24 protein-coding genes are annotated in these 24,973 nt (G+C 63.2%); 14 read left to right on the top strand and 10 right to left on the bottom strand.

Going from position 1 to position 24,973, the window contains the following annotated elements; translation table 11 throughout:
• Positions 1 to 47: 47 nt before the first annotated feature.
• Complete coding sequence (gene panC / locus ACR1XV_RS08350) at positions 48 to 890, bottom strand: pantoate--beta-alanine ligase (RefSeq protein ID WP_480530178.1); 843 nt, start codon at positions 888 to 890, stop codon at positions 48 to 50.
• Complete coding sequence (panB, locus tag ACR1XV_RS08355; RefSeq protein WP_480530180.1) at positions 887 to 1,726, bottom strand: 3-methyl-2-oxobutanoate hydroxymethyltransferase; 840 nt, start codon at positions 1,724 to 1,726, stop codon at positions 887 to 889. The genes panC and panB overlap by 4 nt, the downstream gene beginning before the upstream one ends.
• Before the next feature lie 171 nt (positions 1,727 to 1,897).
• Between panB and ACR1XV_RS08360 the strand changes: the two genes are divergently transcribed.
• Genes ACR1XV_RS08360 through ACR1XV_RS08380 form a run of 5 tightly spaced genes read left to right on the top strand, consistent with a single transcriptional unit; the run spans position 1,898 to position 8,278 of the window.
• Positions 1,898 to 3,385, top strand: a complete 1,488-nt coding sequence (locus ACR1XV_RS08360) for an ABC transporter substrate-binding protein (RefSeq protein ID WP_480530182.1) — start codon at positions 1,898 to 1,900, stop codon at positions 3,383 to 3,385.
• 60 nt (positions 3,386 to 3,445) lie between these two features.
• Positions 3,446 to 4,393 (top strand): ABC transporter permease, encoded by a 948-nt coding sequence (locus ACR1XV_RS08365; RefSeq protein WP_480530184.1) that lies wholly within the window; start codon positions 3,446 to 3,448, stop codon positions 4,391 to 4,393.
• The gene (locus ACR1XV_RS08370; protein ID WP_480530186.1) at positions 4,390 to 5,205 is read left to right on the top strand and encodes an ABC transporter permease; all 816 of its coding nucleotides are present in this window, start codon (positions 4,390 to 4,392) and stop codon (positions 5,203 to 5,205) included. The genes ACR1XV_RS08365 and ACR1XV_RS08370 overlap by 4 nt, the downstream gene beginning before the upstream one ends.
• The gene (locus tag ACR1XV_RS08375; protein ID WP_480530188.1) at positions 5,202 to 6,794 is read left to right on the top strand and encodes an ABC transporter ATP-binding protein; all 1,593 of its coding nucleotides are present in this window, start codon (positions 5,202 to 5,204) and stop codon (positions 6,792 to 6,794) included. The genes ACR1XV_RS08370 and ACR1XV_RS08375 overlap by 4 nt, the downstream gene beginning before the upstream one ends.
• 32 nt (positions 6,795 to 6,826) lie before the next feature.
• Positions 6,827 to 8,278 carry an aldehyde dehydrogenase family protein gene (locus ACR1XV_RS08380; protein WP_480530190.1) on the top strand — a complete coding sequence of 484 codons (1,452 nt, stop codon included), beginning with the start codon at positions 6,827 to 6,829 and terminating at the stop codon, positions 8,276 to 8,278.
• Here ACR1XV_RS08380 and pncB read toward each other — a convergent pair.
• A complete protein-coding gene (pncB, locus tag ACR1XV_RS08385) occupies positions 8,275 to 9,567 on the bottom strand; it encodes a nicotinate phosphoribosyltransferase (RefSeq protein ID WP_480530191.1) in 1,293 nt (430 codons plus the stop codon). The genes ACR1XV_RS08380 and pncB overlap by 4 nt on opposite strands.
• A gap of 165 nt (positions 9,568 to 9,732) precedes the next feature.
• Between pncB and ACR1XV_RS08390 the strand changes: the two genes are divergently transcribed.
• The gene (locus tag ACR1XV_RS08390; RefSeq protein ID WP_480530193.1) at positions 9,733 to 10,263 is read left to right on the top strand and encodes a hypothetical protein; all 531 of its coding nucleotides are present in this window, start codon (positions 9,733 to 9,735) and stop codon (positions 10,261 to 10,263) included.
• On the opposite strand, the gene pncA is transcribed toward ACR1XV_RS08390, so the two are convergent.
• Entirely contained in the window at positions 10,260 to 10,853 is a 594-nt protein-coding gene (gene pncA / locus ACR1XV_RS08395) for a bifunctional nicotinamidase/pyrazinamidase (protein WP_480530195.1), read from the bottom strand. The genes ACR1XV_RS08390 and pncA overlap by 4 nt on opposite strands.
• Before the next feature lie 95 nt (positions 10,854 to 10,948).
• Here pncA and trhO point away from each other — a divergent pair, with 95 nt between their 5' ends.
• Positions 10,949 to 11,854 carry an oxygen-dependent tRNA uridine(34) hydroxylase TrhO gene (gene trhO / locus ACR1XV_RS08400; RefSeq protein WP_480530197.1) on the top strand — a complete coding sequence of 302 codons (906 nt, stop codon included), beginning with the start codon at positions 10,949 to 10,951 and terminating at the stop codon, positions 11,852 to 11,854.
• Positions 11,855 to 11,918: 64 nt separating this feature from the next.
• The gene (locus tag ACR1XV_RS08405; protein WP_480530199.1) at positions 11,919 to 12,419 is read left to right on the top strand and encodes a potassium channel family protein; all 501 of its coding nucleotides are present in this window, start codon (positions 11,919 to 11,921) and stop codon (positions 12,417 to 12,419) included.
• A 7-nt stretch (positions 12,420 to 12,426) separates the two neighbouring features.
• Here ACR1XV_RS08405 and ACR1XV_RS08410 read toward each other — a convergent pair whose 3' ends face one another.
• On the bottom strand, positions 12,427 to 12,756 hold the full coding sequence (locus ACR1XV_RS08410) for a hypothetical protein (RefSeq protein ID WP_480530201.1): 330 nt from the start codon (positions 12,754 to 12,756) through the stop codon (positions 12,427 to 12,429).
• Between the two features lie 378 nt (positions 12,757 to 13,134).
• On the opposite strand from ACR1XV_RS08410, the gene ACR1XV_RS08415 reads away from it, so the two are divergent.
• Positions 13,135 to 15,570 carry a GcvT family protein gene (locus tag ACR1XV_RS08415; protein ID WP_480530203.1) on the top strand — a complete coding sequence of 812 codons (2,436 nt, stop codon included), beginning with the start codon at positions 13,135 to 13,137 and terminating at the stop codon, positions 15,568 to 15,570.
• On the top strand, positions 15,567 to 16,919 hold the full coding sequence (locus ACR1XV_RS08420) for an MmgE/PrpD family protein (RefSeq protein ID WP_480530205.1): 1,353 nt from the start codon (positions 15,567 to 15,569) through the stop codon (positions 16,917 to 16,919). Before ACR1XV_RS08415 ends, ACR1XV_RS08420 begins: the two co-directional genes overlap by 4 nt.
• A 121-nt stretch (positions 16,920 to 17,040) precedes the next feature.
• On the opposite strand, the gene ACR1XV_RS08425 is transcribed toward ACR1XV_RS08420, so the two are convergent.
• Genes ACR1XV_RS08425 through ACR1XV_RS08445 form a run of 5 tightly spaced genes read right to left on the bottom strand, consistent with a single transcriptional unit; the run spans position 17,041 to position 21,668 of the window.
• Positions 17,041 to 19,170, bottom strand: coding sequence for a hypothetical protein (locus ACR1XV_RS08425; RefSeq protein WP_480530207.1), 2,130 nt, complete (start codon positions 19,168 to 19,170; stop codon positions 17,041 to 17,043).
• A complete protein-coding gene (motA, locus tag ACR1XV_RS08430; protein WP_480530209.1) occupies positions 19,167 to 20,036 on the bottom strand; it encodes a flagellar motor stator protein MotA in 870 nt (289 codons plus the stop codon). Before motA ends, ACR1XV_RS08425 begins: the two co-directional genes overlap by 4 nt.
• 40 nt (positions 20,037 to 20,076) lie before the next feature.
• Positions 20,077 to 20,667, bottom strand: coding sequence for a MotE family protein (locus ACR1XV_RS08435; protein WP_480530211.1), 591 nt, complete (start codon positions 20,665 to 20,667; stop codon positions 20,077 to 20,079).
• Positions 20,664 to 21,161, bottom strand: a complete 498-nt coding sequence (locus ACR1XV_RS08440; RefSeq protein ID WP_480530213.1) for a DUF6468 domain-containing protein — start codon at positions 21,159 to 21,161, stop codon at positions 20,664 to 20,666. The genes ACR1XV_RS08435 and ACR1XV_RS08440 overlap by 4 nt, the downstream gene beginning before the upstream one ends.
• 9 nt (positions 21,162 to 21,170) lie before the next feature.
• Entirely contained in the window at positions 21,171 to 21,668 is a 498-nt protein-coding gene (locus tag ACR1XV_RS08445) for a flagellar basal body-associated FliL family protein (protein WP_480530215.1), read from the bottom strand.
• A 119-nt stretch (positions 21,669 to 21,787) separates the two neighbouring features.
• Here ACR1XV_RS08445 and fliF point away from each other — a divergent pair, with 119 nt between their 5' ends.
• The 4 genes from fliF to fliP are packed head-to-tail and all read left to right on the top strand — an operon-like array spanning position 21,788 to position 24,972.
• Positions 21,788 to 23,377 carry a flagellar basal-body MS-ring/collar protein FliF gene (gene fliF, locus ACR1XV_RS08450; protein WP_480530217.1) on the top strand — a complete coding sequence of 530 codons (1,590 nt, stop codon included), beginning with the start codon at positions 21,788 to 21,790 and terminating at the stop codon, positions 23,375 to 23,377.
• On the top strand, positions 23,377 to 23,973 hold the full coding sequence (locus tag ACR1XV_RS08455) for a FliH/SctL family protein (protein WP_480530219.1): 597 nt from the start codon (positions 23,377 to 23,379) through the stop codon (positions 23,971 to 23,973). The genes fliF and ACR1XV_RS08455 overlap by 1 nt, the downstream gene beginning before the upstream one ends.
• Positions 23,966 to 24,250, top strand: a complete 285-nt coding sequence (locus ACR1XV_RS08460) for a FliM/FliN family flagellar motor switch protein (protein ID WP_480530221.1) — start codon at positions 23,966 to 23,968, stop codon at positions 24,248 to 24,250. Before ACR1XV_RS08455 ends, ACR1XV_RS08460 begins: the two co-directional genes overlap by 8 nt.
• On the top strand, positions 24,250 to 24,972 hold the full coding sequence (fliP, locus tag ACR1XV_RS08465; RefSeq protein WP_480530223.1) for a flagellar type III secretion system pore protein FliP: 723 nt from the start codon (positions 24,250 to 24,252) through the stop codon (positions 24,970 to 24,972). Before ACR1XV_RS08460 ends, fliP begins: the two co-directional genes overlap by 1 nt.
• Position 24,973 lies beyond the last annotated feature (1 nt).

A 24,973-nucleotide genomic window follows, 5' to 3' on the forward strand; every position in this document is an offset into this window, starting at 1 on the left:
GGCTTTGCAGGACTTTAGCGCAAACAGCGCCGCCGGGGCCAGAGTGTTCAGGCCGGAATGTTGTCGATCAGTCGGACCCCGTCAGCCCAGGCCGCCACGAATAGCCGCGCGGGGCGGTCTGCATGGCTCAGTGGCTCTAACGTGTTGGCGCAGCGCAGCTGGATGTATTCCACATCCGTGAAACCGGCGGCCAGCAGATCGATGCGCGCCTGTGCGGCCGGCGCATCAAAACCGGCCCCATTTGGCAGAGTGTCGGCCAGCGCGCGCATGATGCGGTGCTTTTCGGCGGCAATCCGCAACCCCTCGACCGAGAGCCTCTGGTTGCGCGACGACATCGCCAGCCCCGAAGGTTCGCGCACCGTGGGACAGCCGATCACCTCGATGGGAATGTCCAGATCACGCGCCATGCGCCGCACGACCATCAGCTGTTGATAGTCTTTTTCTCCGAAATAGGCTCGATCTGCCTGCGTCTGCAGGAACAGCTTGGCCACCACCGTGGCCACGCCGTCGAAATGGCCGGGGCGGAATTCGCCCTCCATCACGTCGGTCAGCCCGGCGACCGAGACGGTGGTGGCAAAGCCCTGCGGGTAGATCTCATCCGGGTCAGGAACATAGATCGCATCGACCTGATAGGAGGCCAGCTTTTCGGCATCTTCATGTTCGGTGCGAGGGTAATTGGCCAGATCTTCGGGGTTGTTGAACTGCTTGGGGTTCACAAAGATCGTGACGATGACCCGATCCGCGCCTGCCTTGGCGGCCTCAACCAGCGACAGGTGCCCCTGATGCAGGGCCCCCATGGTCGGGACCACGCCGATGGTCTCTCCGTCGTGACGCCATGTGCGGGTCAGCGCGCGCAGACCAGTCAGCGCGCGCAGGATCGGCGCGCTCATGATTTATTGCCTTTGGCAGGGGCCTGATCTGCAAAAACATGCTCATCAGCCGGGAAGCTGCGGGCACGGACCTCGGCGGCGTATTCCGCGATGGCTGCTTCGGCCTGCGACCCGAGATCGGCGTATCGCTTGACGAATTTCGGTTTGAACGCGGTGAAAAAGCCCAGCATGTCATCCACCACCAGAATCTGACCGTCGCATCCTGCCGATGCACCGATACCGATGGTTGGGATCGAAACCTCACGCGTGATCCGGTCCGCCAAGCCTTGCGGAACCTTCTCTAACACGACCGAAAATGCACCCGCATCGGCCGCCGCGCGGGCGTCGGACAGCACGGTCTCGGCTTGTTCATCGCGGCCCTGCACCTTGTAGCCACCCAGCGTGTTCACCGATTGCGGGGTCAGCCCGATATGCGCCATCACCGGGATGCCGCGATTGACCAAAAAGCGGATGGTCTCGGCCATTTCAACGCCGCCTTCCAGCTTGACCGCGCCTGCGCCGGTTTCCGACATCAGCCGGGCGGCGTTGCGGAAGGCCTGCGCCTTGTCGTGTTCATAGCTGGCGAAGGGCATGTCGATGACCATCATCGCACGCTCCAACCCCCGGGCGACGGCCTGACCGTGCAGGATCATCATCTCCATCGTCACGCCCAGCGTCGAGGTCAGCCCGTGCAGCACCATGCCGACGCTGTCCCCGACCAGAACAAAGTCGCAATGGGCGTCCATCAGCCGGGCCATCGGCGTGGTATAGGCGGTCAGCGAAACCAGCGGAGCACCGCCTTTGCGGGCGCGGATGTCCTGGGCGTTGGGGGCTGTTTTGTGGGCTGTGGCGCTCATGCTTGGTCCTTGCGGGGGTCATGTTGCAGCGCGGCATAACAGATCGAAACCGGTCTGAGAAACCCCGGTTGCGCGAACATTTCCTTGATTGACCTTGGGTTTAAAGGGACATTGGTCCCCGAATGGCCCAAAAAACAACGGGCCACGCATCATCAGCGGGGAGAGATTTACATGACACAGCAGACGTTTCGGTCCTTTGCGCCGGTTCTGGCGGTCGTTGCGGGCCTGATCGGCGGCCCGGCGCTGGCCAAATCCGACATCACCATCGCCATGCAGCTTGAACCGCCGCATCTGGATCCCACCAGCGCCGCCGCGCAGGCGATTGATTCGGTGGTCTACACCAACATCTTCGAGGGCCTGACCCGTTTCATGGGCGACGGGTCGGTGGTGCCCGCGCTGGCCGAAAGCTGGGAAATCTCGGACGATGGCAAGGTCTATACCTTCACGTTGCAGGATGGTGTCACCTTCCACGACGGCAGCACCATGGATGCTGAGGACGTCAAGTTCAGCCTCGACCGCGCCCGCGCCGAGGACAGCGCCAACGCGCAAAAGGCGCTGTTTGCCGGGATCGAAAGCGTCGAGGTCGTGGACCCGCTGACCGTCAAGGTCACGCTGGCGGAACCCAACGGCAATTTCCTGTTCAACCTGGCCTGGGGCGATGCGGTGATCGTCGCGCCCGAAAGCATCGAGAATATCAAGACCAACCCGGTCGGCACCGGGGCCTATACCTTTGGCGACTGGGTGCAAGGCGACAGCATCACCCTGAACCGTAATCCCGACTATTGGGGCGATCAGCCCAGTTTAGAGACTGCGACGTTCAAATTCATCTCGGACCCGACAGCGGCCTTTGCCGCCATGATGGCCGAGGATGTGGATGTCTTTGACAATTTCCCCGCCCCCGAAAACCTGCCCCAGTTCGAGGCCGATCCGCGTTTTCAGGTGCTTGTCGGCTCGACCGAAGGCGAGACGATCCTGTCCACCAACAACAAACAGGCCCCGTTCGACGATATCCGCGTGCGGCAAGCGCTGGCCCACGCAATTGACCGGCAGGCCATCGTCGATGGTGCGATGTTCGGCTATGGCACCCCCATCGGCACGCATTTCGCACCGCATAACCCGGCCTATGTCGATCTGACCGGCCAATCCGCCTATGACCCTGACAAGGCCCGCGCGCTGCTGGCCGAGGCCGGGTTCGCCGACGGGTTCGAGACCACGCTGCACCTGCCGCCGCCCTCTTACGCCCGCCGCGGTGGCGAGATCATTGCCGCGCAACTGGCCGAGGTCGGCATCACCGCCGAGATCATCAATGTCGAATGGGCGCAATGGCTGGAATCGGTGTTCAAGGGCAAAGAGTTCGGCCTGACCATCGTCAGCCATACCGAGCCGATGGATATCGGCATCTACGCCCGGCCCGAGTATTACTTCCAATATGACAGCACCGATTTTCAGGCGCTGATGGACACGCTGAATTCCACCACCGACCCGGACGAGCGCACCCGTCTGCTGGGCGAGGCGCAGCGGCTGATCTCGAACGATTATGTCAACGGCTACCTGTTCCAGCTGGCCAAGCTGGGCGTGGCCCGCGCCGGGGTGCAGGGCCTGTGGGAAAACGCGCCCACAGCCGCCATCGATCTGAGCGCGATCAGCTGGAGCGAATAGGCCCGATCGGGCGGGTCTTAACGCTGGACCCGCCCGACGCGCATCCCTAACGTGGCTTTGATGCTTCGTTACGCCCTCAAACGTCTGATATCATTGTTTGTCAGCCTTGCGGTTGCCTCGGTGGTGATTTTCGCGGTGATCGAGGTTGCGCCCGGCGATCCGGCCTCGTTCATGCTGGGGGTGAATGCGCAGCCCGACACGCTGGCCGCGCTTCGGGCCGAGCTGGGGTTGGATGTGCCCAAAACGCAGCGCTACCTGAACTGGGTTTCGGGCATGATGGTGGGCGATTTCGGCACCTCCTACACCTATCGCACGCCCGTGGCGCAGATGATCGGCGACCGGCTGTGGGTGTCGCTGCCGCTGGCGTTATATGCGCTGACATTATCGACGCTGATTGCCTTCCCCGCCGGGATTTATGCTGCCGCACGCCGGGGCAAACCGGGGGATGTGGCGGTGATGGGGGCCACGCAGCTGGGCATTGCGGTGCCGAATTTCTGGTTCGCCATGATGCTGGTGTTGATCTTTGCCATCAACCTGCGCTGGTTCAACGCCGGCGGGTTCGCGGGCTGGGACAATGGCCTGTGGACCGGCCTGCATTCCCTGACCCTGCCCGCCATCGCGCTGGCCTTGCCGCAGGCGGCGATTCTGGCGCGGGTGATGCGGTCATCGCTGCTGGACATTCTGGGTGAGGATTTCATGCGCACCGCCCGCGCCAAGGGTCTGACCCGCCGTCAGGCGCTGTGGCGGCATGGGGTGCGAAACGCGCTGATCCCGGTGCTGACCATCATCGGGTTGCAGTTTTCCTTCCTGCTGGCCGGGGCGATCATCATCGAGCAGGTGTTCTACCTGCCCGGTCTCGGGCGGCTGGTGTTTCAGGCCATCTCGGCCCGTGACCTGATCGTGGTGGAATCGGTGGTGATGTTGTTGGTTTTTGCGGTGATCACGGTGAATTTCCTCGTCGATCTTGCCTATGCCGCTGTCGACCCAAGGCTGAGGGGCCGGACATGAGCCGCAACCTGATCCTGGGCGCGGCGCTGTCGTCGCTGGTGCTGCTGGCGGCGTTGGTGTCCTTTGTCTGGACGCCCTACGACCATGCGGCGCTGGACATCCCCGCCAAGCTGCAGCCGCCCAATGCGCAGCACTGGTTCGGCACGGATCATTTCGGGCGCGATATGTTCTCGATGATCATGGTCGGCGCACGGACGTCTATCGCCGTGGCGCTGGTTGCGGTGGGGATCGGTATCGGCATCGGCGTGCCGCTGGGCCTGACCGCCGCGGCGCGCAAGGGATCGTGGCTGGACGAGGTCATCATGCGCGGCAACGATCTGGTCTTTGCCTTCCCCTCGCTGGTCATTGCCATCCTGATCACCGCTGTGTTCGGGGCAGGTGCGATCAACGCCATCATCGCCATCGGCATCTTCAACATCCCGGTCTTCGCCCGCATCACCCGAGGTGCCGCGCTGTCGCTGTGGGAGCGTGAGTTCATCCTCGCCGCCCGTGTCGCGGGCAAGGGCGCGGCGCGGATCTCGGCAGAACATATCCTGCCCAATGTCGCCAACCTGCTGATCGTGCAGGGCACCATCCAGTTCTCGCTGGGCATACTGGCCGAGGCTGGCTTGTCCTATGTCGGTCTTGGCGCGCAGCCGCCTACGCCCAGCTGGGGCCGAATGCTGGCCGACGCGCAGACGATGGTCAGTTTTGCCCCGCATTTGGCTCTGATTCCGGGGTTTGCGATCATTGTCACGGTGCTGGGCCTGAACCTGCTGGGCGACGGGCTGCGCGACTGGCTGGACCCCCGCATTCGGGTGGCCCGCGCATGAGCTTGCTGCAGATCGAGAACCTGTCGCTGACGATCCACGGCGCGCCGATCCTGAACCGGGTCAGCCTGTCTATCGCACCAGGTCAGACCGTTGCCGTTACGGGGGAAAGCGGCTCGGGCAAGTCGATGACCGCGCTGGCGGTGATGCAGCTGCTGCCCAACGGAGCGCAGACACAAGGCGCGGTGCGGCTGAACGGGCAGGACCTGCTGACCGCGTCCGAGGCGCAGATGTGCGCTCTGCGTGGGGCCTCGGTAGGCATGGTGTTTCAGGAACCGATGACGGCGCTGAACCCGGTCAAAACCATTGGCGATCAAGTGACCGAGACCATCCTGATCCACAAGGCCATGCCCGCCCCCGCCGCGCGTCAGCGCGCGCAAGAGATCCTGAGCCGCGTCGGTCTGCCCCCCGACCGTTTCCCCCTGTCGCGCTATCCGCACGAGCTGTCGGGCGGGCAGCGTCAGCGGGTGGTGATCGCCATGGCCATCGCCCTGCGCCCCCGCCTGCTGATCGCGGACGAGCCGACAACCGCGCTGGACGTCACCATGCAGGCGCAGATTCTTGACTTGCTCAAGGGGCTGGTGACGGAATACGGCATGGGCCTGCTGATGATCACCCATGATCTGGCTGTGGTTGCGGATATGGCCGATCAGATCGTCGTGATGCGCCACGGCGAAGTGGTCGAGACCGGCGCAACCGACCATCTGCTGCGCCACATGCAGCACCCCTATACCCGGATGCTGTTCGAGGCGTCGGACCATCAGGTCGCCCTGCCGGACCCGACGCAGCCGCGCGCGCTGCTGCAGGTCGAAAACGTGACGCGCGCATACCGTCTGCCCCGCACCGGACTGTTCGCCCGACCCGGTCACCACCGCGCCGTGGATGGGGTCAGCTTTATCCTTAACAAGGGCGAGCGTCTGGGTCTGGTCGGAGAGTCCGGCTGTGGTAAATCGACCCTAACACGGGCGATTCTGGGATTGGAAGAGGTGCAGGCTGGCCAGATCTTGCTGGATGGTCGGCCGGTTTTCTCGGGCCACACGCCCAATCTGGCGGTGCGCCGCAAGATGCAGGTGGTGTTTCAGGACCCGTTCGGCAGCTTCAATCCCCGCCACCGCGTCGCCCGCCTGATCACCGAACCGTTTCACCTGCTGGATACCCCGCCCACCGGGTCCGAGCGGCAGGACCGGATCGCCGAAATGCTGACCGCCGTGGGCCTTGGCCCCGATGATGCGGACAAGTACATCCACGAGTTTTCGGGCGGGCAGCGGCAGCGCATCGCCATCGCCCGCGCTCTGATCATCCGCCCCGAACTGATCCTGTTTGACGAGGCGGTCTCGGCGCTGGATGTCTCGGTCCGGGCGCAGATCCTCGACCTGCTGGCCGAGCTATGCGCCACCTATGATCTGACCTATCTGTTCATCAGCCATGATCTGAGCGTCGTGCGCACCATCACCGACCGCGTCATGGTGATGCGCGCCGGGCGGGTCGTCGAACAGGGCGCGACCGAGGCCGTTTTTGCCGACCCGCAGCACCCCTATACCCAAAACCTGATCGCCGCCGCCCCGGTCCTGCCCCGGATCGGAGCGGCATAAATCCCGGAATTAGACCCTAAACAGGAGCCCGCATGAGAGACGAAATCTGGTTTGACCCCGGCCTATGTCTGATCGGCGGCACATGGTCCGCACCGGTTTCGGGCGAGACCTTGCCGCTGACGGACCCTTCGGACGGAACCGAAATTTGCCGCATCGCCCGCGGCACATCCCCCGATATCGACGCCGCCGTTCAGGCCGCCCGGGCCGCCCGCGATGGAGCCTGGGGCCGCATGACCGCGACCGAACGCGGGCGCATCCTGACCCGGCTGGGGCAGCTGGTGGCGGATCGGATTGACGATCTGGCCCGGCTCGAGGCGATGGATGTGGGCAAGCCGCTCACGCAGGCGCGGGCCGATGCCGTCGCACTGGCGCGGTATTGCGAGTTTTACGGCGGCGCGGCGGACAAGGTGATGGGGCAGACGATCCCATATTTGGAGGGCTACACCGTCTATACCCTGCGCGAACCGCATGGGGTGACGGGCCATATCGTGCCATGGAATTACCCGATGCAGATCATCGGTCGTTCAGTCGGGGCCGCGTTAGCGATGGGCAATGCTTGCGTACTGAAACCCGCCGAAGAGGCCTGCCTGACCGCGCTGGCCTTTGCCCATCTGGCGGTCGAGGCCGGTTTGTCGGCGGGTGCACTGAACGTGGTGCCCGGTCTGGGGGCCGAGGCGGGTGCGGCGCTATCGGGGCATCCGGGCGTGAACCATATCTCTTTCACCGGTTCGGTCGCCACGGGCGCTTTGGTGCAGCAGGCGGCGGGGCGCAATGTGGTGCCGGTGACGCTGGAGCTGGGCGGGAAATCCCCGCAACTGGTGTTTGACGATGCCGATCTGGACGCGGCGCTGCCGTTTCTGGTGAATGCGGGCATTCAGAATGCCGGCCAGACCTGCTCAGCCTCATCCCGGATTCTGGTGCAGCGTGGTGTCTATGAGCAGGTCAAATCCCGCATGGCCGAGGCCTATGCTCAACTGACCGTTGGACCGGCGATACAGGATCTGCGCGTGGGGCCGCTGATCTCGGATCGGCAGCGGCAGATCGTCAGCGGTTTTCTGGACAAAGGCCGCGACCTGACCATCGCTGCGCAGGGACAGATCGTTGAAGATGCGCCCGAAAGCGGAGCCTATGTGCAACCCACCTTGTTTGCCGATGTTCCGCCAGATCACGTCCTCGCGCGGGATGAGATTTTTGGCCCGGTGCAGGTCCTGATTCCGTTTGACATCGAAGAACAGGCTCTAACCATCGCCAATTCGACCGAATATGGCCTTGTGGCCAGCGTCTGGACCCGCGATGGCGCGCGGCAGATGCGGCTGGCCAAGGCGTTGCACGCGGGGCAGGTGTTCATCAACAACTATGGCGCGGGGGGTGGAGTTGAGTTGCCCTTTGGCGGCGTCGGCAAATCCGGCCATGGCCGCGAGAAAGGCTTCGAGGCGCTGTATGGCTTTTCGCAACTGAAAACGGTGGCCGCCTATCACGGCTAGACGATCACTTCGATCGCCTCTTGTGCGCCCACGCCAAACACCCGTTTGTAACGCGCGATCTGGTCCGCCGGCCCCATCGCCTTTTCCGGGTTGTCCGACAGCTTCACCGTCGGGCGCCCATTGGCCGAGACCGCCTTGCACACCAGCGAAAACGGGGCCAGCGCCTCATCCGGCACCAACCCGCGGAAGTCATTGGTCAGCAGCGTGCCCCAACCGAACGAGACATTGACCCGTCCCGCAAACTGGGCGTGCAACTCGCGAATTTTGTCGACGTCCAGCCCATCCGAGAAAATGATACGCTTCTGCCCAGGGTCCTCGCCGCGCGAGTTCCACCAGTCAATCGCCACCTCAGCCCCTGCGGCGGGATCGCCGCTGTCGATGCGAATACCGGTCCAACCCGCAAGCCAATCCGGCGCGCGGTCCAGGAAACCTTGCGTGCCGTATGTGTCAGGCAGGATGATGCGCAGATTGCCGTCATGTTCGTCATGCCAGTCGCTGAGAACATCATACGGGGCCTGCGCCAGCGTGTCGTCGTCTTCGGCCAGCGCGGAATAGACCATGGGCAGTTCATGCGCGTTGGTTCCGATGGCCTCAACCTCGCGCCGCATGGCGATCAGGCAGTTGGAGGTACCAGTAAAGGCGAGGCCCAGCCCCTCGATCATCGCTTGCACGCACCAGTCTTGCCACAGGAATGAATGCCGCCGCCTTGTGCCGAAATCCGCAATTCCCAGCCCGTCGATTGAACGCAGCTGAGCAATCTTCTCCCACACCCGGGTCATCGCGCGGGCATAGAGCACCTGCAGCTCGAACCGGCGCATGTCATTCAGAACCGCACGTGACCGCAGCTCCATCAGCACGGCCAGCGCAGGAATTTCCCACAGCATGACCTCGTGCCACTTGCCTTCAAAGGTTAGCTCATACTGGTCGCCCTTACGTTCCAGATGATAGGGCGGCAGGCGCAGATCCTCGAACCATTCCATGAAATCGGGGCGGAACATCTGCCGTTTGCCATAGAACGTATTGCCCCTGAGCCACGTGCTTTCCCCCCGGCTGAGGCTGAGTGAGCGGATGTGATCCAACTGCTCGCGCAGCTCGCCTTCGTCGATCAATTTCGCCAACGGCACGTGATTCGACCGGTTGATCAGCGAAAAAACCACGTCTGTTTGGGGCTTATTGCGAAACACTGACTGACACATCAGCAGTTTGTAGAAGTCTGTATCGATAAGTGACCGGATAATCGGGTCAATTTTCCATTTATGATTGTAGACCCGCGTCGCGATGTCGACCATGGGGACCTCCTGCGATTTCCGTTGTTAGATCAATCGACGCGCTGATTGGCAAGAGTCGCGGAATTGGTAACAATGCCCATGACAAGTCACATTGCGGGCATATTATGAGTATCCCTCACGTTTTAGTGAGGGGGTGGGGATGGAAGTAAAGGTTGAGTTTAGTGAATGGGTCTCGAGTACGATTTTGACATAGTGGCGGTTGCGCCGGATCAGCATGATCCGGAACATGGCCATTCAGCGGTGACGGGGCGGCGTCCGGTGCGGGCGCTGTTCCGGGATGTGAAGACCGCGGATGCGCTGCGGGCGGCCTCGCCGAAGATACGCAGGATTTTTCTGGAATCCGGGTTCAGCCTGGACGCTGGTCGCGCCAGTGCCGGACCGGGGGTCTTTTCCCCGGACGATCTGGTGGATCGCAACATGATCCTGAGACGGCTGTTTTCAAACATCCGCAACATGGGGGTCCAGGGCGAATATGCCGGTGAGTTCGATTTCCACCAGTTCCTGAATCATGTCCGGTCGGCAAAACCGGGGCCGGCGCTGCGTCGGGAACAGCCGCGGCCATCACCGCCGCCGCGTCCGGCACCTGCGCCGCCCGAACGCCGCTCGGTCCCGGGGCGCATCGGGTTTGCGCTGGGTCTGGCGGTGATCGTGTTCGTGATCCTGAAATATCTGGCCGAAAGAGGGGCAGCGCCCTAAACCAACGTAACGCCAGCGGCGCGCATCGCCGCGTTGGCGGCATCCAGCGATCCGTCCATGTCGATGGCGCGACACAGATCGGTGCGTACGCTGACATCAAAGCCCAGCCGCGCCGCATCCACCGCCGAGAAATGCACACAGAAATCCGTGGCCAGCCCGACCAGCGTCAGTCGCTCGATTCCGCGCGTCTGAAGATAGCCTTTCAGGCCGGTCGGGGTGGTCTGATCATTCTCAAAAAACGCCGAATAGCTGTCGATGGCAGGGCGAAAGCCCTTGCGGATGATCAAATCGCCATCGGTGCGCAGATCGGGATGGAACGCGGCACCCTGACTGCCCTGAACACAATGATCGGGCCACAGAACCTGCGGGCCATAGGGCATCTGCGTCATCTCGAAAGGGGCCTTGCCCGGATGGGCGCTGGCAAACGAGGAATGCCCCGCCGGGTGCCAGTCTTGCGTCAGGATCACCGCGTCGAAATCCTGCATCAGCGCGTTGATCGGGGCCACAATCTCGTCCCCTCCGGGCACGGCCAGCGCGCCGCCGGGGCAGAAATCGTTCTGGACATCGATGACAAGCAGGGCGTGGGACATGGGGCCTCCTTCAGTTGCCCTATCGGTATGGCGTGGGGCGGGGGCCGTCAATGCGATCTCTTGCCAGTTCCGGCCCGTCGCATTAGATCGCGCCCATGTATACGATCGCTGCCCTCTATCATTTCACGCGCTTTGCCGACCCCGACGCGCTGCGCCCCGCCTTGCTGGACCTGTGCCGGGCCCAGTCCGTCAAGGGCACGCTGCTGCTGGCGGGCGAGGGGATCAACGGCACCATCGCCGGCCCCCGCGCCGGGATCGATGCGGTGCTGGCCGATATCCGCGCGCTGCCGGGCTGCGCCGATCTGGACTGGAAAGAGGCGACGTCGGATCACCCACCCTTTGGCAAGATGAAGGTACGGCTGAAGAAAGAGATCGTCACCATGGGCCAGCCCGATGTCGATCCGCGCGCCAGCGTCGGCCATTATGTCGAGCCCGAGGACTGGAACGACCTGATCCGCTCGGACGACGTGGTGGTGATCGACACCCGCAACGATTACGAGGTGGCAATCGGCACGTTCGAAGGCGCCATAGACCCTGATACGGCCAGTTTCCGCGATTTCCCCGCCTGGTGGGAACAGAACAAGGGCCGGTTTCACAACAAACGCGTCGCCATGTTCTGTACCGGTGGCATCCGGTGCGAGAAATCCACCAACTACCTGCTGGGGCAGGGGGTTGAGGATGTCTATCACCTGAAAGGTGGCATCCTGCGCTATCTGGAAGACATGCCGCCCGAAGACAGCACGTGGCAGGGTGAGTGTTTCGTGTTCGACAACCGCGTCTCGGTCGGGCACGGGCTGGTCGAGGGGCCGCACAAGCTCTGCCATGGGTGCCGCCGCCCGATCCTGCCCGAGGATATGAAACGCCCGGAATACGAACATGGCGTGTCCTGCCATCAGTGCATTGATCAGACCTCTGACGCGGATAAGCGCCGCTTTCGTGAACGTCAGAAACAGATCCAGCTGGCCCGCGCCCGGGGCGGGGCGCATCTGGGGTCCGACTGAATTCCGCTTGCAGGCCGCACCGGAATTCGGATGATCACGCACAGGTCAGCCTGACGGAGCGCCCATGACCCACGAACCCCGAACGCTGGACGAATGGAAATCGACCCTGCTGGCCGCGCTGGGCCTTGTTCTGGCCAGCTTTCTTGCGTGGTACGGCCTGTCGCGTCTCAGCGAGGCGACGGCGGGCGACACGATCGGCACGATGGCTTCGGTTGGTCTGCTGATCTGGATCGTGTCGCAGGCATGGTACTACATGACCCAGGTGAAATCCCCGCGCCGGTTGCTGTTCCTGATGGGGGTGTCCTTCATTCAGGTGGTGCCGTTTCTGTTCGCCGCGGTCTACGGCGCGTTCGGATATAACGATCATTGCGTCATCGGGGCCAAAGGGCCGGCCGACATCCTGTATTTCTCGTATGTGACCTTCACCACCGTCGGCTACGGCGATATGTCCCCAGCCGGCCTTTGCCGCGCGCTGGCGGTGGCCGAGGCGGTCACGGGTTATATCCTGTTGGGCCTGTTCGTCGCCGCCGCGGTCGCGCTTTATGCGCGCAACCACAGCAAATGATGCCGCCCTATTTGTTCTGATCAATCCAGCGCGACATCATCTGCTTGTCACGGAAACATTCCGCCGGGATCGGACGGCGCTTGCTGCGCGAGATGCGCTCGGCAAAGGCCACCTGCTTGCCGGTGGGATAATTGGCAAAGGGCGACGGATCATCCGGTTTGTTGGCCGAAATCCAGTTCGACAAGGACCGGCGGTCGCGCTGCGCCTCGACCGGGATTTCCAGCGCGGATTTCTCGGCGATCGCGCGGGCATAGCGCATTTGCCGGTCGGTGACAGGCAGCATGTGATAATCGTTGCTGGGTGCGTCATACCAGCTTTGACGGGCAGCGTGGGTCATGGCTCGAATACCTCCGTTCCGCGTCAGACTCTCTGCAGAACAAATATAGAACATTTTAGGAACTTTTTCAAGATTTCCGCTGATCGGGGCGGATTGCTCCGCGTTTCAGATCAGCCTGTCCCGTCGCTTTTCGACCTGTTTGACCCGTTTTTGGGGCCTTGGACTCAATGAAAGAATCGGTGGGTCTCAATTCAATACACAGATGCTCACGACATCGCGCGCAGGGTCCCGGGCGGCGATCATCCGCCGACGCGGCGTATATTTCCGCCGCTCTGACGTGCGTTACCGACATTTCGCGTCGGGAACAGAGCATCCCCCGCTCCGGTCCTGTGGCTGACTTTGCCAAAGGGCGATGATCTGCGTGAGGAGAGCGAAGCCATGAAAACCCATGCACAAGCCGTGGTGATCGGAGGCGGCGTGGTCGGCTGTTCGATCCTTTATCATCTGGCCCGGCTCGGCTGGACCGATGTGATTCTGCTGGAACGTGATGAGCTGACCAGCGGCTCGACCTGGCACGCGGCGGCCAACATCCACGGGCTGCATGACAACAACAACATCACCCGCATCCAGCACTATACCATGAACCTGTACAAAGAGCTGGAGAAAGAGACCGGGCAGGGCTGCGGCGTATTCCAGCCCGGCTCGCTCTATCTGGCGCAGACCGAGGACCGCGAACATCAGCTGCGCCTGCAAGAGGCCAAGGCCCGATTCTACGGCTTGAACTTCCATGAAATCAGCCGCGATGAGGCCAAGGCGCTGCACCCGCTGGCGCAGTTCGACGACATCCGCTGCATCATGTTTGAACCCGATGGCGGCAATGTCGACCCGTCCGGCGTGACCCATGCCTATGCCGCAGGGGCCCGCGCCTTAGGGGCCACGATTGAGCGGTTTTGCCCTGTATTAGGGACTGAACAGCAATCCGACGGGTCATGGGTCGTCCGCACCGAAAAGGGCGATATTCACACGCAATGGGTGGTCAACGCGGGCGGCCTCTGGGCGCGCGAAGTCGCGGCGATGGCCGGGATCGAACTGCCGCTGCAACCGACCGAGCATCAGTATTTCGTCACCGAAGCCATCGACGAGGTTGCCGCCCTTGGCCGTCGTCTGCCCTCGATCGCTGACCGCGATGGCGAGTATTACTTCCGGCAGGAAGGCAACGGGCTGCTGATCGGTGCCTACGAGAAAGACATGCGGTTCTGGGCTGAAAACGGCACGCCGCTGGATTTCGCCCATGACCTGTTTCCCGACGATCTGGACCGGATCATGGAAAACGTCATCCGCGCCACCGAACGGGTGCCGGTTGCAGCGACGGCGGGTGTCAAACGGGTGATCAACGGTCCGATGATCTGGTCGCCGGATTCCAATGCGCTCTGGGGGCCGGTGCCGGAACTGCGGAACTATTTCTGCTGCACCGGCATCATTCCGGGCTTTTCGCAATCGGGCGGCCTTGGTCTGCTCTCGGCCCAATGGATGATCGAGGGCGAGCCGCAATACGATATGTTCGCCTGGGATCTGGCGCGGTTTGACGACTGGGCCGACAAGGCCTTCACCAAGGCGCGGGTGCAGGATCAATATGCCCACCGCTTTGCCATTCATTTCCCCAACGAAGAACGCAGCGCGGGCCGTCCGGCCCGTGTTAGACCCGCATATCAGATGCAAAAGGACATGGGCGCGGTCTTTGGCCTGAACTGCGGCTGGGAGCATCCGCTCTGGTTTGCCGATGAACCCGGCGCGGTTGAGACCACCGGTTTCACCCGTCAGAACTGGTGGGACCCGGTGGGGCGCGAGGCGCGGATGCTGCGGGAAACCGTCGGCGTGATCGACATCTCGAACTTCGCCAAATATGTCTGCCGCGGCCCCGGCGCCGCGGACTGGTTGAACCGCGTGTTTGCGAACACCATGCCAGCCGCGGTCGGGCGGGCCTGCCTGACCCCGATGATCAGCAAACGCGGCGGCATCGCGGGGGACTTTACGGTCACCCGAATGGGTCCCGATGAATTCTGGGTCATCGGCTCGGGCATGGCAGAGCGCTTTCACAAACGCTTCTTCGGTATGGTCCCCCTGCCGGATGGCACCACTTTCGAAAGCCGCACCAACGCAACCTGCGGCTTTAACATCGCAGGCCCGCGATCCCGTGAAGCCCTGCAATCGCTGACCAATACCTCGCTGGCGGCAGAAGATTCCCGGTTCATGCACGCCAAACCGCTTGAGATCGCAGGCGTACAATGCGCTGCGCTACGGGTGTCGTATACCGGCGATCTGGGATGGGAGGTTTACTGTCACGAACGGGATCAGGTCGCCTTATATCAGGCTCTAATTCGGGCTGTCGAGCAGTTTGATGGCGGCCCAGTCGGCAGCCGCGCGCTGGGATCGCTGCGCATCGAAAAGGGTTATGGCTCATGGGGGCGCGAGTATTCGCAGGAATACTGGCCGCAAGAGGTGGGGCTGGACCGTCTGATCAAGCTCGACAAGGATTTTCTGCACAAAGAGGCCTATCTGGCGGTCAAGAACCGCCCCGCCCGAGAGGTCCTGTCGATCTTCGAGGTCGACGCCGACACCGCCGACGCCGCCGGGGGCGAGCCGATCTTCGCCCCCGATGGCCGCCCCGTCGGTCGCGTCACCTCGGGCGCTTATGGCTATTCCGTGGACAAATCGCTGGCGCTGGGCTTTGCCGATCCCGATGTCGCGGGTCCCGGCGACGTGGTCGATATCTTCATTCTGGGCCGCCCCCACAAGGCCCGCATTCTAACCGCGCCGCCTTTCGATCCAGCCGGTATCCGCCTGCGCGGCACGTCCCCCTCGACGGCCAGATGACCGATACATTCGACCGTGTTGCCGCCTTCACGCTGGACCGCGGGTCCGAGGACATGCCCCGGGCCATACACTCCGCCGCTGCCCTGCTGTTGCTGGACACGCTTGGCGTTCTGATCGCTGCTGGTCCGATGCAGGCCGGGCGGATCGCCTGTGATACCGCTGCGCTGCTTTATGCCAGTTCAGAGTCTGAATATAGCGCCCGCATGTTATTCGATGGCCGTCGCGTCAGCCTTGCGGGGGCGGCCTATGCGACGGCCACGCAGACCGACAATCTTGATGCCCATGACGGGTTCAACCCGGTCAAGGGCCATATCGGCGTCGCGGTGGTTCCCGCACTAGCCGCGCTGGCCGAACAGCTCCCGGATCTGAGCGGCCCTCAGGCCCTTGCCGCTCTGATCACGGGGTATGAGATCGCGGGCCGCGCGGGCCTCGCCCTGCATGCGACGGTCAGCGATTATCATACCTCGGGCGCGTGGAACGCACTCGGCGTGGCGGCCATGGCTGGCCGCCTGCGGGATCATGCGCCCGCGCAGCTCAGGCAGGCGCTGGGGATTGCCGAATATCACGGCCCGCGCAGTCAGATGATGCGCGAAATCGCCAACCCCACAATGTTGCATGACGGGTCGGGCTGGGGCGCTCTGGTCGGACTCTCGGCCGCCATTCTGGCCGAGCGCGGCTTCACCGGAGCCCCCGCCATCACCATCGAGGCCCCCGAGGCGCAGCAGTTCTGGGCAGACCTCGGCCATATCTGGCAGACCGGACAGCAATATATCAAACCCTACCCGATCTGCCGCTGGGCCCATGCGGCGATCGACGGGGTTCGGTTGCTGATGCAGCGGCACGACCTGTCGCACCACCAGATCACAGCGATCCGCATCCAAAGCTTCCGCGAGGCGGCGTGTCTTTTCCCCGGCCTGCCCCAGACGACCTCGCAGGCGCAGTATTCGCTGCCTTTTGCGGTGGCGATACAGGCCGTCCATGGCCGGATCGGGGTCGAACATATCTCGGGGACCGGCCTGGCCGACCCTATCGTCGCCGATGTTTTGACCCGGGTCGAGGTTTCGGAAGACCCGCGCCACTCGGCCCGGTTTCCCGAAGGACGCTGGGCCGATGTCGAGATCGAGACGCAGGACGGATGGCGCTGTCATTCCGGCGACCTCAACGCGCGTGGCGGTCCCGACCTGCCGCTCAGCCGACAAGAGGTGATCGACAAGTTCATCGATTTTGCGACCCCCGTTCTGGGTCCCGATCGCGCAAGCCGGATCGCCGATGCGACCCTTGGATTGGAGACCCCCGGTACGCGCTTCCGGACTCTTGCCACCCTGATATATGATCCGCCCGCCGGATAGTGGCCGCGCCGGTCTGGCGTTCTCCGGCACATCATCGGGCGCAAACTGTCACAATCTGATGACTTGTCAGGGTGAGTCTCCACATTGGGCTGCCAGTCGAGCGTTACAGCGGCCGACCAAGCTATGGCTCGCCGACGATATCCAGCATGTCGACGATCTGGTCCCGCGCAATCGCGCTGTCCTGCAGCAACGCGGCGGCGTCTGCCAGCGGTTTGTCCGGCTGCCGCGCAACCGGCCCTGCGAGTGAAGCCGTGATCCGGATCAGATGGCCAAAATCGCCCACCGGCTCTGCCGCACCCTCATTCGCCCCGGCCAGCCAGAAATGGCGATCTGCAGCCTCTGTCTGGCCGATGGCCTGTAAGAGCTGGGCGGTCGCATCAAAATCCGATAGGCGCATCATAGCCTGTGCTCGAAGATCCTGAGCCGATGGCGACGTGTCCCCGGCGATCTCTAACAAGGCCTGGTTCGGGCGTTGGTCCAATAGCGCTGCGCGCGCGCGCAACCTTGCCCGGTCGCGACGGTGAGTCTGATCCTGCAGTCGGTTCGCCAGCGCGTGAGCATGGCCCGCAAAGCCCAGATCAGCCAGACGGTCTGCAATCTTGATTGCAGCGTCGACCGCTACGGCGTCACGCACCTCACCCGGCAGACCGAGGACATGCCGCAAAAAAGTTATGTCACTGGCCCGTTCGGCCAGAAGCTGCAGAACCTGATCCTGCGCCCTGAGCCAGTCGGCGGAACTCTCAGCCGTTTCGATGCGGTCCAGCGCGCCTTCGAAATCCTGCGACAGAGCCAGCGCCAGCACATGGGTCTGTGCCATCATCGGGCCCAGCTCAGAGCGACGGAATTCTCGCGCATAACCCGCGGCCAGGTCGAGATTGCGCGGGGATATTGCACCGCGATCTGCCCAGCGTTTCTCGACCAGACGGGCCAGTGCCAGCGGGGCTTCGATCGTGGCGGCGGGGTCTGCGGCAACCTCGTTCAGCAGGACCTCGGCGGCTGCGGGATCACCTGCTGCGGCCGCGACGACCGCCTTGGCCAAAGTAACGTCCGCAGGCGGTGTGTCCAGTGCCCGTTCGGTGGCCCGCAAGACACGCCGAGAGGCCTCGAGCCGGTTGGCCGCGACCAGCAGATCGGACAGAGCCGGCCCCAACTGACGCCTCAGATGTCGAGGCAGCCGCGTGAATCCCTGCTCAATCGCATCAAGCCGCGCATCGGCATGCAACACACCCTCGGTCAGAACGGCCCAGAATGCGGCAGCTGTGTCGCAGCGCTGCTGCCCCTCGAACGGGTTGGATGCGGGGTTGGGCAGCCCGTCCGTGGCAAAGGCGATGGCTGCAAGCCGGTCCACCTCGGCCGGGCGTTGGGGCAAGAGCGCCAGAACCTGACGCGCTTCGGCCCCAAACCCGTGATACGCATAAAGCCGCGCCAATCGCAGGGCTCGGTGTTGGTCAATCCGGTCGAATTCCTGAAACAGCCCAGCTCGCAGGTCCGCCACCTGAGCGGAAATGGGCGCGGGCCCGGACCATGTTTCGAACCCAAGCTCGCTATCTGTGATACAGGCGGGCCGGGTTTCAAGCTGCGGCAACGCAAGCTGGTCCAGGCCTCGAACATCGTCGAGAACCGAGGACAAGCGCAGGTTCGACGCCCCGTCCGGCGGTATCCGCAGGGGCCCGTAACCCGCCGATGGCCTGTGCCCCGCTCCGGCCAGTTCAAGATCAATCACCGCTCGGTCCGCCCCCTGCAGGATGCGCGCGAGAAGCTGATCTTCGAAGCCCTGACGGTCCAACTCCAGCAGCGGCAGCGCGAACGCGGTTGCAGGGAGATCGGCCGGGACCGGGATCGCCGGCAGGACGGGCGTAGGCAGCAGGTCTTCGGCGAGGCGGTCAGGATGGACGAATGTGCCCGGCGCGATGTCCACAACCACCATCGTCTGACGGTGCAGAAAAGCGGTGGCGGTGCATTCACATCCGAATGTCAGATCCAGCGGAGCCCCCGGTGCGGGCTGCGCCAGCGCTGCCAACCGGTCGCCGGACAACCGGTCAAAGACCGAACGGGTATCAAAGGTGACATCATCCAGCGCAACGTTCAGCCGCGCGCCGCCCTGACGCTGGTCCAATGTCCAGCCGGTCCCCGGCGGGACCTGCACCACTAGGCGCGTATACCCGTCATGTTCCCCCGACCGCACTCGCAGCGTTTCCGCCGAGGCAGATGCGCCCAGTACAAGCAGAACTGCTGTCAGACTCCGGATCATGCCGCCGCCTGTTTGATCTGTTTCAGCGCATCCTCCAGCTCGGAAAACCCGGGGCGGTTATGCGTTGGCGTGTTCTGACGCCCGACCTCAATGCACATGGCGGCGTTGTGGTTGTGCAGATTGGCGACCAGCACCTCTTTGATCAGCTGATAGAAATGGTTGTCTTCCTCGACCACCGCTTTCAGCTTGCCCGCGAACGGGCCCACCAGACCATAGGCCAGGAACACGCCCAGAAACGTGCCGACCAGAGCGCCGCCGATCAGCTTGCCCAGCACCTCGGGCGGCTGATCGATCGAGCCCATGGTCTTGATCACCCCCAGAACCGCCGCGACGATCCCCAGCGCGGGCAGGCCATCCGCAACGGTTTGCAAGGCGTGGCTGGAATGCATGGCATGATGGAAATTCGCCTCCATCCGCTTTTCCAGAACCTCTTCGACCTGATGCGGGTCGTCATAATTCATCGCCGCCGACCGCATGGTGTCGCAGATCAGGTCCACCGCCTCTTTATCGGCCTGAATCCGGGGATAGGCAGAGAACAGGGATGAGCTCTGGGGCTCTTCGATATGCTGCTCGACCTCGACCGGGTTGGCGCGCGCGATCCGGATCAGAGAAAACAGCAGGCACAGCAGGTCGCGATAGTCCTCGGGCTTCCATTTCGGCCCCTTGAACACCTTGGCCATGTCCTTGGCGGTGTGCTTGACGCCCCCCATATCGTTGCTGATCAGGAAAGCCCCGACGGCGGCCCCGCCGATCATCATCATCTCGAACGGTAGCGATTTCAGGATGATCGCCATCTTTCCGCCCGCGGCCAGATAGCCGCCGAACACCATGACAAAGATAACAGCAATTCCAATGATCCCGATCATGAGCGATCTCCGAGGTTGTGAAGGGTGGGGCGCATGATGGCTACTCCTGCGGGGCGCGGGCGTTGCGCCCGGCCATGACGACGCTGATGGTATAGGCCGCCTCCGGGCTGAGCCCGGCCATCACGTTGGCTGCCGCCTCGGGCGGCATCCGCGACAGGAAGCCAGCGGCAAAGACCGCATCCATCGTCTCGAACAGGGCGGCGGCATCCTTGGGCTTCATGCTTTGGTAGACATCGGTCAGCTGCGTCAGATCGTTTTCAGCGGCTTTCTCTGCAATCGTTACGGTTTCGCGCAGCGACTCCTCGGCCTCTTGCAGCAGGGTCAGACGGGTCTCGATGGCCTGATCGGCGATTCTCAGGGCATGTTCACGGTCCACGATCGCGGCCTCGCGCCGGTTCAGGTCGTCCTCGCGGCGCAATAATTCGTTCAACACCAGCTGCAGATCTGCAGCTTGGGGGCCGGTCTCGGCGGGTTTGTCCTGCGGGGCGGCAGGTTCAGCGCCGCGCGCGAGCGCGGGCCCGGCCTCGAACCCGATGCGAATGACGGCAGAGCCGATCATCAGCAAAGAGATCACGGTCAGTACGCCGCTGCGCGCCCGCGCGTCCCCGGTTTTGACCGGTGCGCGCTTCATGATGCCGCTCCACCCGACGCGCGGGCATGGCGGAAGAACATCAACCCTTCGGGTTTAGGGGCCGGTGCCTCGGATGCCGCGGCTGGGGCCTCGGCGGTCGGAGTTTCGTCTTTGTCGACCGGTTCCTTGTCCTTGGGCTTTTGATCTTTGACCTCTGCCTCAAGGGCCTCAGAATCCTTGGCCGCGGCTTCGGGTTCGACCGGCGGTTCCGGCACGACATCATGCATCGAGGCCATCATCAGCTCCAGCCGCTGGGCCACCGTCTCGGCCCGTTCGGTCAGGCTCTGCAGGGCCGTGCCCGACTCGTCCGATGCCGCGCGCGCGGTATCCAGGGATTTCTTCAACTCATCCGCCTGCGCCGACAGAACCGAAACGGCCCCGCCCACGCCCTTTTCCAGATCGGTAAAGCGCTTCAGCCTGCGGGCAAGGACAAAGCAATAAAGCCCCGCCCCAAGCGCGCCGGCGACCAGCAGAATATCGGCAATCAGCTCCAACTTCGCCTCCTAGTTCAGTACGAATTCCATCACGAGAACATCGCGCACACGGCCTTCGCCGGTGACGATCCCGATGCGCCGCAGCAGGTGGCCGCGAATGCGCATCAGCGCCAGTGAATCCTCAAGATCAGACAGCTCGACCGCCCGCAGATAACTGTTCAGCACGTCCATGATTCGCGGCTGCATCTTCTCGACATCGGCAGCGTAGCCTGCGTTCACCTCAAGCTGAGCGTGGAATTTCAGATGCCGCGAATCGCCCGCATTGACCGAGATGATCACCGGCGGAAGATCGACGAAGGTGACATCGGGCAATGCCCCGGCAGAGGTCATATCGCCCTTCTCTTCTGGCTCTTTCACCGTCTCGCCCCCGCCGATGGGCAGCAGGCCGGACGCGGTTGTGAAATACCCGCCTGCGCCCCCGACGGTGGCCAGAATCAGCCCAAGTATCAGGCCCTTTTTCCCTGATTTCTTAGGGACTTCGGCTTCATCTGCAGTTGCGTCGGTCATGACGTCCTCATCCATCCGTTCTGCATCTGTCATAACCCCGCAGGGACTAACCGATTGTTAAGGGCAATCGTCCAAACAGGGGCTGAGCCGAACAGAATGTCGGTGAGTCGGAGGTGAGCGTGCAGCAGATCGGAACTGTCTGGGGAAGTTTGGACAGGCGTAAACAAATCATCGTGGCTGGTGCCGTGGCGCTGGTGTTTCTGGGTGTGCTTGCGATGTCGCGGATTGTGACCGCACCGTCGATGACCTTGCTCTATGCCGGGCTCGAAAGCGGCGCGGCGGGGGATATCGTGCGGGCGCTGGATCAGCGCGGCGTGGCCTATGAGATCCGCGGCGGCTCGATCTATGTGCCCGGCGCGCAGCGGGACGAGCTGCGCATGACACTGGCCAGCGAAGGGCTGCCCGCGAACGGCAATCGTGGTTATGAGCTGCTGGATTCGCTCAGCGGCTTTGGCACCACCTCGCAGATGTTCGACGCCGCCTATTGGCGCGCGAAAGAGGGCGAACTGGCCCGCACCATCGTCGGCAGTCCGCATGTCAGCCAGGCGCGGGTGCATATCGCCAACGGCGCGTCCAACCCGTTTCAGCGCAGCGTCGAGCCGACGGCCTCGGTTTATCTGGTGCCGTCAGGGGCGCAGATCACCGGCGATCAGGCCAAGGCGATCCGGTTTCTGGTGGCCTCGGCGATCAGCGGGCTGGCACCCGAAAATGTCGTGGTGATCGATTCGAACGGAACCGTGATCGGGGCGCAGGAAACGGCCGTAGCCGCCGATACCGCCGATGACAAGGCCCGCCAACTGCGCGACCGGGTCCTGCGGCTGGTCGAGGCGCGCGTCGGCGCGGGCAATGCGGTGGTCGAGGTCAGTGTGGATACGGTGACCGAAACCGAATCGATCCGCGAACGTCGCTTTGATCCAAAAGGCCGGGTTGCGATCAGTACGGATATCGAGGAGCGCTCGGACAGTGCCCGCAATCAGTCTGCGGATGTGACGGTGGCCTCGAACCTGCCCGATGGCGATGGCGCGGGCGGGGACGAATCGAATTCGAACGCGACCCAGACCCGTGAGCGCGTGAACTACGAGGTCTCCGAGACCGAGTTGGAGGTGCACCGCGCGCCCGGTGCGATCAAACGCCTGACCGTTGCGGTTCTGGTTAATGGCGCGCGCGAGGTTGGCGCGGATGGCACCGAAACATTTGTGCCGATGCCGCAGCCCGAGCTGGACGCGCTGGGGGAGCTGGTGGCCTCGGCGGTGGGGTTTGATGCCGACCGGGGGGATGTGATCACGTTGAAATCGCTGGATTTGCCGGTGGTTGAGCCGCAGGGCACGGCCGCGGCGGCCTCGATCTGGTCGAAGATCCATCTGGACGCGATGTCGCTGATCCAGATGGCGGTGCTGGCGCTGGTCTCGCTGGTGCTGGGCCTGTTTGTCATCCGACCGATCCTGACCAATGCGGCAACCGCCCCGGCCCTGCTGCCTGTTGCGGCCACGCCCGAGGCGGAAGGGGCCTATCTGACCGGCGAGATTGCGACGGCGGAGTCCCCTGACTTTGCCCCGCTTGCCAACCCATCGCAGGGCTCGGTTCCGGCAATCGCCAGCGCGCCGGGGGAAGAGGCCGTCGACCGGCTGCGCGCCATGATTGGCGACAAGCAGGAGGAAACGGTCGAGATCCTGCGCAGCTGGCTTGAAGAAAGCGAGGAGAAGGTGTGATGTCGATTGCCCATCTCCTTGAAGATTTCGCCATCCATACCGGCGGCGGCGCGGTGCATCTGCTGGATGAGGACGCATTGGAAGAACAACGTCTGGCCGCGTTCGAAAAGGGCTATGGCGCGGGTTGGGACGATGCGGTTCAGGCGCAGGAACAGGGGCGCGACCAGCTGGGTGCCGATCTGGCGGCCACCCTGTCCGACCTATCGTTTACCTATCAAGAGGCGCTGGGCCGGATGACCCTGTCGCTGGAACCCCTGTTTCAGAGCCTGATCAATGTCGTTTTGCCCGAAGTTGTCGAACGCAGCTTTGCCGCCCGGCTGACCGAACAGCTGTCGGAAATGGCGCGCGAACAGATCGGGCAGCCGATGCAACTGCTGGTGCCCGCCGGATCGGCGCAACAGATCGAGGCGCTGTTGCCGCGGGACCTGTCGCCGGCGCCGCAGGTCATTGAAGATCCCGCGCTGAACCCCGGTCAGGCCCGGCTGCAGGTCGGCATTTCCCGGCGCGAAGTGGATTGCGCCGCTTTGCTGACGGCCATCGCCGGGGCCTTCGACGCATATCTGTTTGAAGCAAGAGAGGCTTTGTCAAATGAGTGATTCCCAACCCAAACCCGAAAAATCCAACCCGTTCGAGGCTGTTCCGATCGAAGTAACCGTCTCGGTCGGGCGCGCACGTCCCCTGATCCGGGACTTGCTGAACATGGGTGAAAACGCGGTTCTGACGCTGGATAAACGGATCGAGGATCCGGTGGACCTTTATGTCGGCGACCAGCTGGTCGCCCGCGGCCTGCTGGAAGAGATGGAGGGCGATCAGGCCGGGCAACTGGCCGTGCGGCTGACCGAAATCTCGGACCTGCAGAACGGGATTGGCTGATGCGCCTGGCGCTTTGGCTGATGATCCTGCTGCTGCCCTCGGCCGCGGGGGCACAGGACTTGTCGCTGTCTCTGGGCGATGACGGGTCGATCTCGGCCCGGACCATTCAACTGATCCTGCTGATCACCGTGCTCAGCCTCGCGCCGGGGCTGGCGATCATGATCACCTGTTTTCCATTCCTGATCACGGTGCTGGCGATTCTGCGGCAAGGGATCGGGTTACAGCAATCGCCGCCCAACATGCTGATCGTCAGCCTGGCGCTGTTTCTCACCTATTTCATCATGGAACCGGTCTTTACCCAAGCGTGGGAGGTCGGCATCCAGCCCATGGTGAATGAAACCCTGGACGTAGAACCGGCGCTGGAGCGTGCGTTAGAGCCGTTTCGCAGCTTCATGGCCGCCCGTCTGGATGCCGAGACGTTTCAAGCCATGGCGGCGCTGCGCCCCGACGGGGCAGGGATGCAATTGTCACCCGAGGCCCCTTTGTCGGTGCTGATGCCCTCGTTCATGTTGTCGGAAATCGCGCGGGCGTTTCAGATCGGGTTTCTGATTTTCCTGCCCTTCCTGATCATCGATCTGGTGGTCGCGGCGGTGTTGATGTCGATGGGGATGATGATGGTACCCCCCGCCACGGTGTCGCTGCCGTTCAAGCTGGCCTTCTTCGTCATCGCGGATGGCTGGGCGCTGATTGCCAGCGCGCTGGTGCGCAGCTATGTGCCTTGAC

It is taken from the genome of Ruegeria sp. AD2(2025), from assembly GCF_056542385.1.

Excerpts from the sequence above, each read along its gene's own strand:
- panC (WP_480530178.1), bottom strand. The coding sequence starts at position 890 with ATGAGCGCGCCGATCCTGCGCGCGCTGACTGGTCTGCGCGCGCTGACC.
- panB (WP_480530180.1), bottom strand. The coding sequence starts at position 1,726 with ATGAGCGCCACAGCCCACAAAACAGCCCCCAACGCCCAGGACATCCGC.
- ACR1XV_RS08360 (WP_480530182.1), top strand. The coding sequence starts at position 1,898 with ATGACACAGCAGACGTTTCGGTCCTTTGCGCCGGTTCTGGCGGTCGTT.
- ACR1XV_RS08365 (WP_480530184.1), top strand. The coding sequence starts at position 3,446 with ATGCTTCGTTACGCCCTCAAACGTCTGATATCATTGTTTGTCAGCCTT.
- ACR1XV_RS08370 (WP_480530186.1), top strand. The coding sequence starts at position 4,390 with ATGAGCCGCAACCTGATCCTGGGCGCGGCGCTGTCGTCGCTGGTGCTG.
- ACR1XV_RS08375 (WP_480530188.1), top strand. The coding sequence starts at position 5,202 with ATGAGCTTGCTGCAGATCGAGAACCTGTCGCTGACGATCCACGGCGCG.
- ACR1XV_RS08380 (WP_480530190.1), top strand. The coding sequence starts at position 6,827 with ATGAGAGACGAAATCTGGTTTGACCCCGGCCTATGTCTGATCGGCGGC.
- pncB (WP_480530191.1), bottom strand. The coding sequence starts at position 9,567 with ATGGTCGACATCGCGACGCGGGTCTACAATCATAAATGGAAAATTGAC.
- ACR1XV_RS08390 (WP_480530193.1), top strand. The coding sequence starts at position 9,733 with ATGGGTCTCGAGTACGATTTTGACATAGTGGCGGTTGCGCCGGATCAG.
- pncA (WP_480530195.1), bottom strand. The coding sequence starts at position 10,853 with ATGTCCCACGCCCTGCTTGTCATCGATGTCCAGAACGATTTCTGCCCC.
- trhO (WP_480530197.1), top strand. The coding sequence starts at position 10,949 with ATGTATACGATCGCTGCCCTCTATCATTTCACGCGCTTTGCCGACCCC.
- ACR1XV_RS08405 (WP_480530199.1), top strand. The coding sequence starts at position 11,919 with ATGACCCACGAACCCCGAACGCTGGACGAATGGAAATCGACCCTGCTG.
- ACR1XV_RS08410 (WP_480530201.1), bottom strand. The coding sequence starts at position 12,756 with ATGACCCACGCTGCCCGTCAAAGCTGGTATGACGCACCCAGCAACGAT.
- ACR1XV_RS08415 (WP_480530203.1), top strand. The coding sequence starts at position 13,135 with ATGAAAACCCATGCACAAGCCGTGGTGATCGGAGGCGGCGTGGTCGGC.
- ACR1XV_RS08420 (WP_480530205.1), top strand. The coding sequence starts at position 15,567 with ATGACCGATACATTCGACCGTGTTGCCGCCTTCACGCTGGACCGCGGG.
- ACR1XV_RS08425 (WP_480530207.1), bottom strand. The coding sequence starts at position 19,170 with ATGATCCGGAGTCTGACAGCAGTTCTGCTTGTACTGGGCGCATCTGCC.
- motA (WP_480530209.1), bottom strand. The coding sequence starts at position 20,036 with ATGATCGGGATCATTGGAATTGCTGTTATCTTTGTCATGGTGTTCGGC.
- ACR1XV_RS08435 (WP_480530211.1), bottom strand. The coding sequence starts at position 20,667 with ATGAAGCGCGCACCGGTCAAAACCGGGGACGCGCGGGCGCGCAGCGGC.
- ACR1XV_RS08445 (WP_480530215.1), bottom strand. The coding sequence starts at position 21,668 with ATGACCGACGCAACTGCAGATGAAGCCGAAGTCCCTAAGAAATCAGGG.
- ACR1XV_RS08455 (WP_480530219.1), top strand. The coding sequence starts at position 23,377 with ATGTCGATTGCCCATCTCCTTGAAGATTTCGCCATCCATACCGGCGGC.
- ACR1XV_RS08460 (WP_480530221.1), top strand. The coding sequence starts at position 23,966 with ATGAGTGATTCCCAACCCAAACCCGAAAAATCCAACCCGTTCGAGGCT.
- fliP (WP_480530223.1), top strand. The coding sequence starts at position 24,250 with ATGCGCCTGGCGCTTTGGCTGATGATCCTGCTGCTGCCCTCGGCCGCG.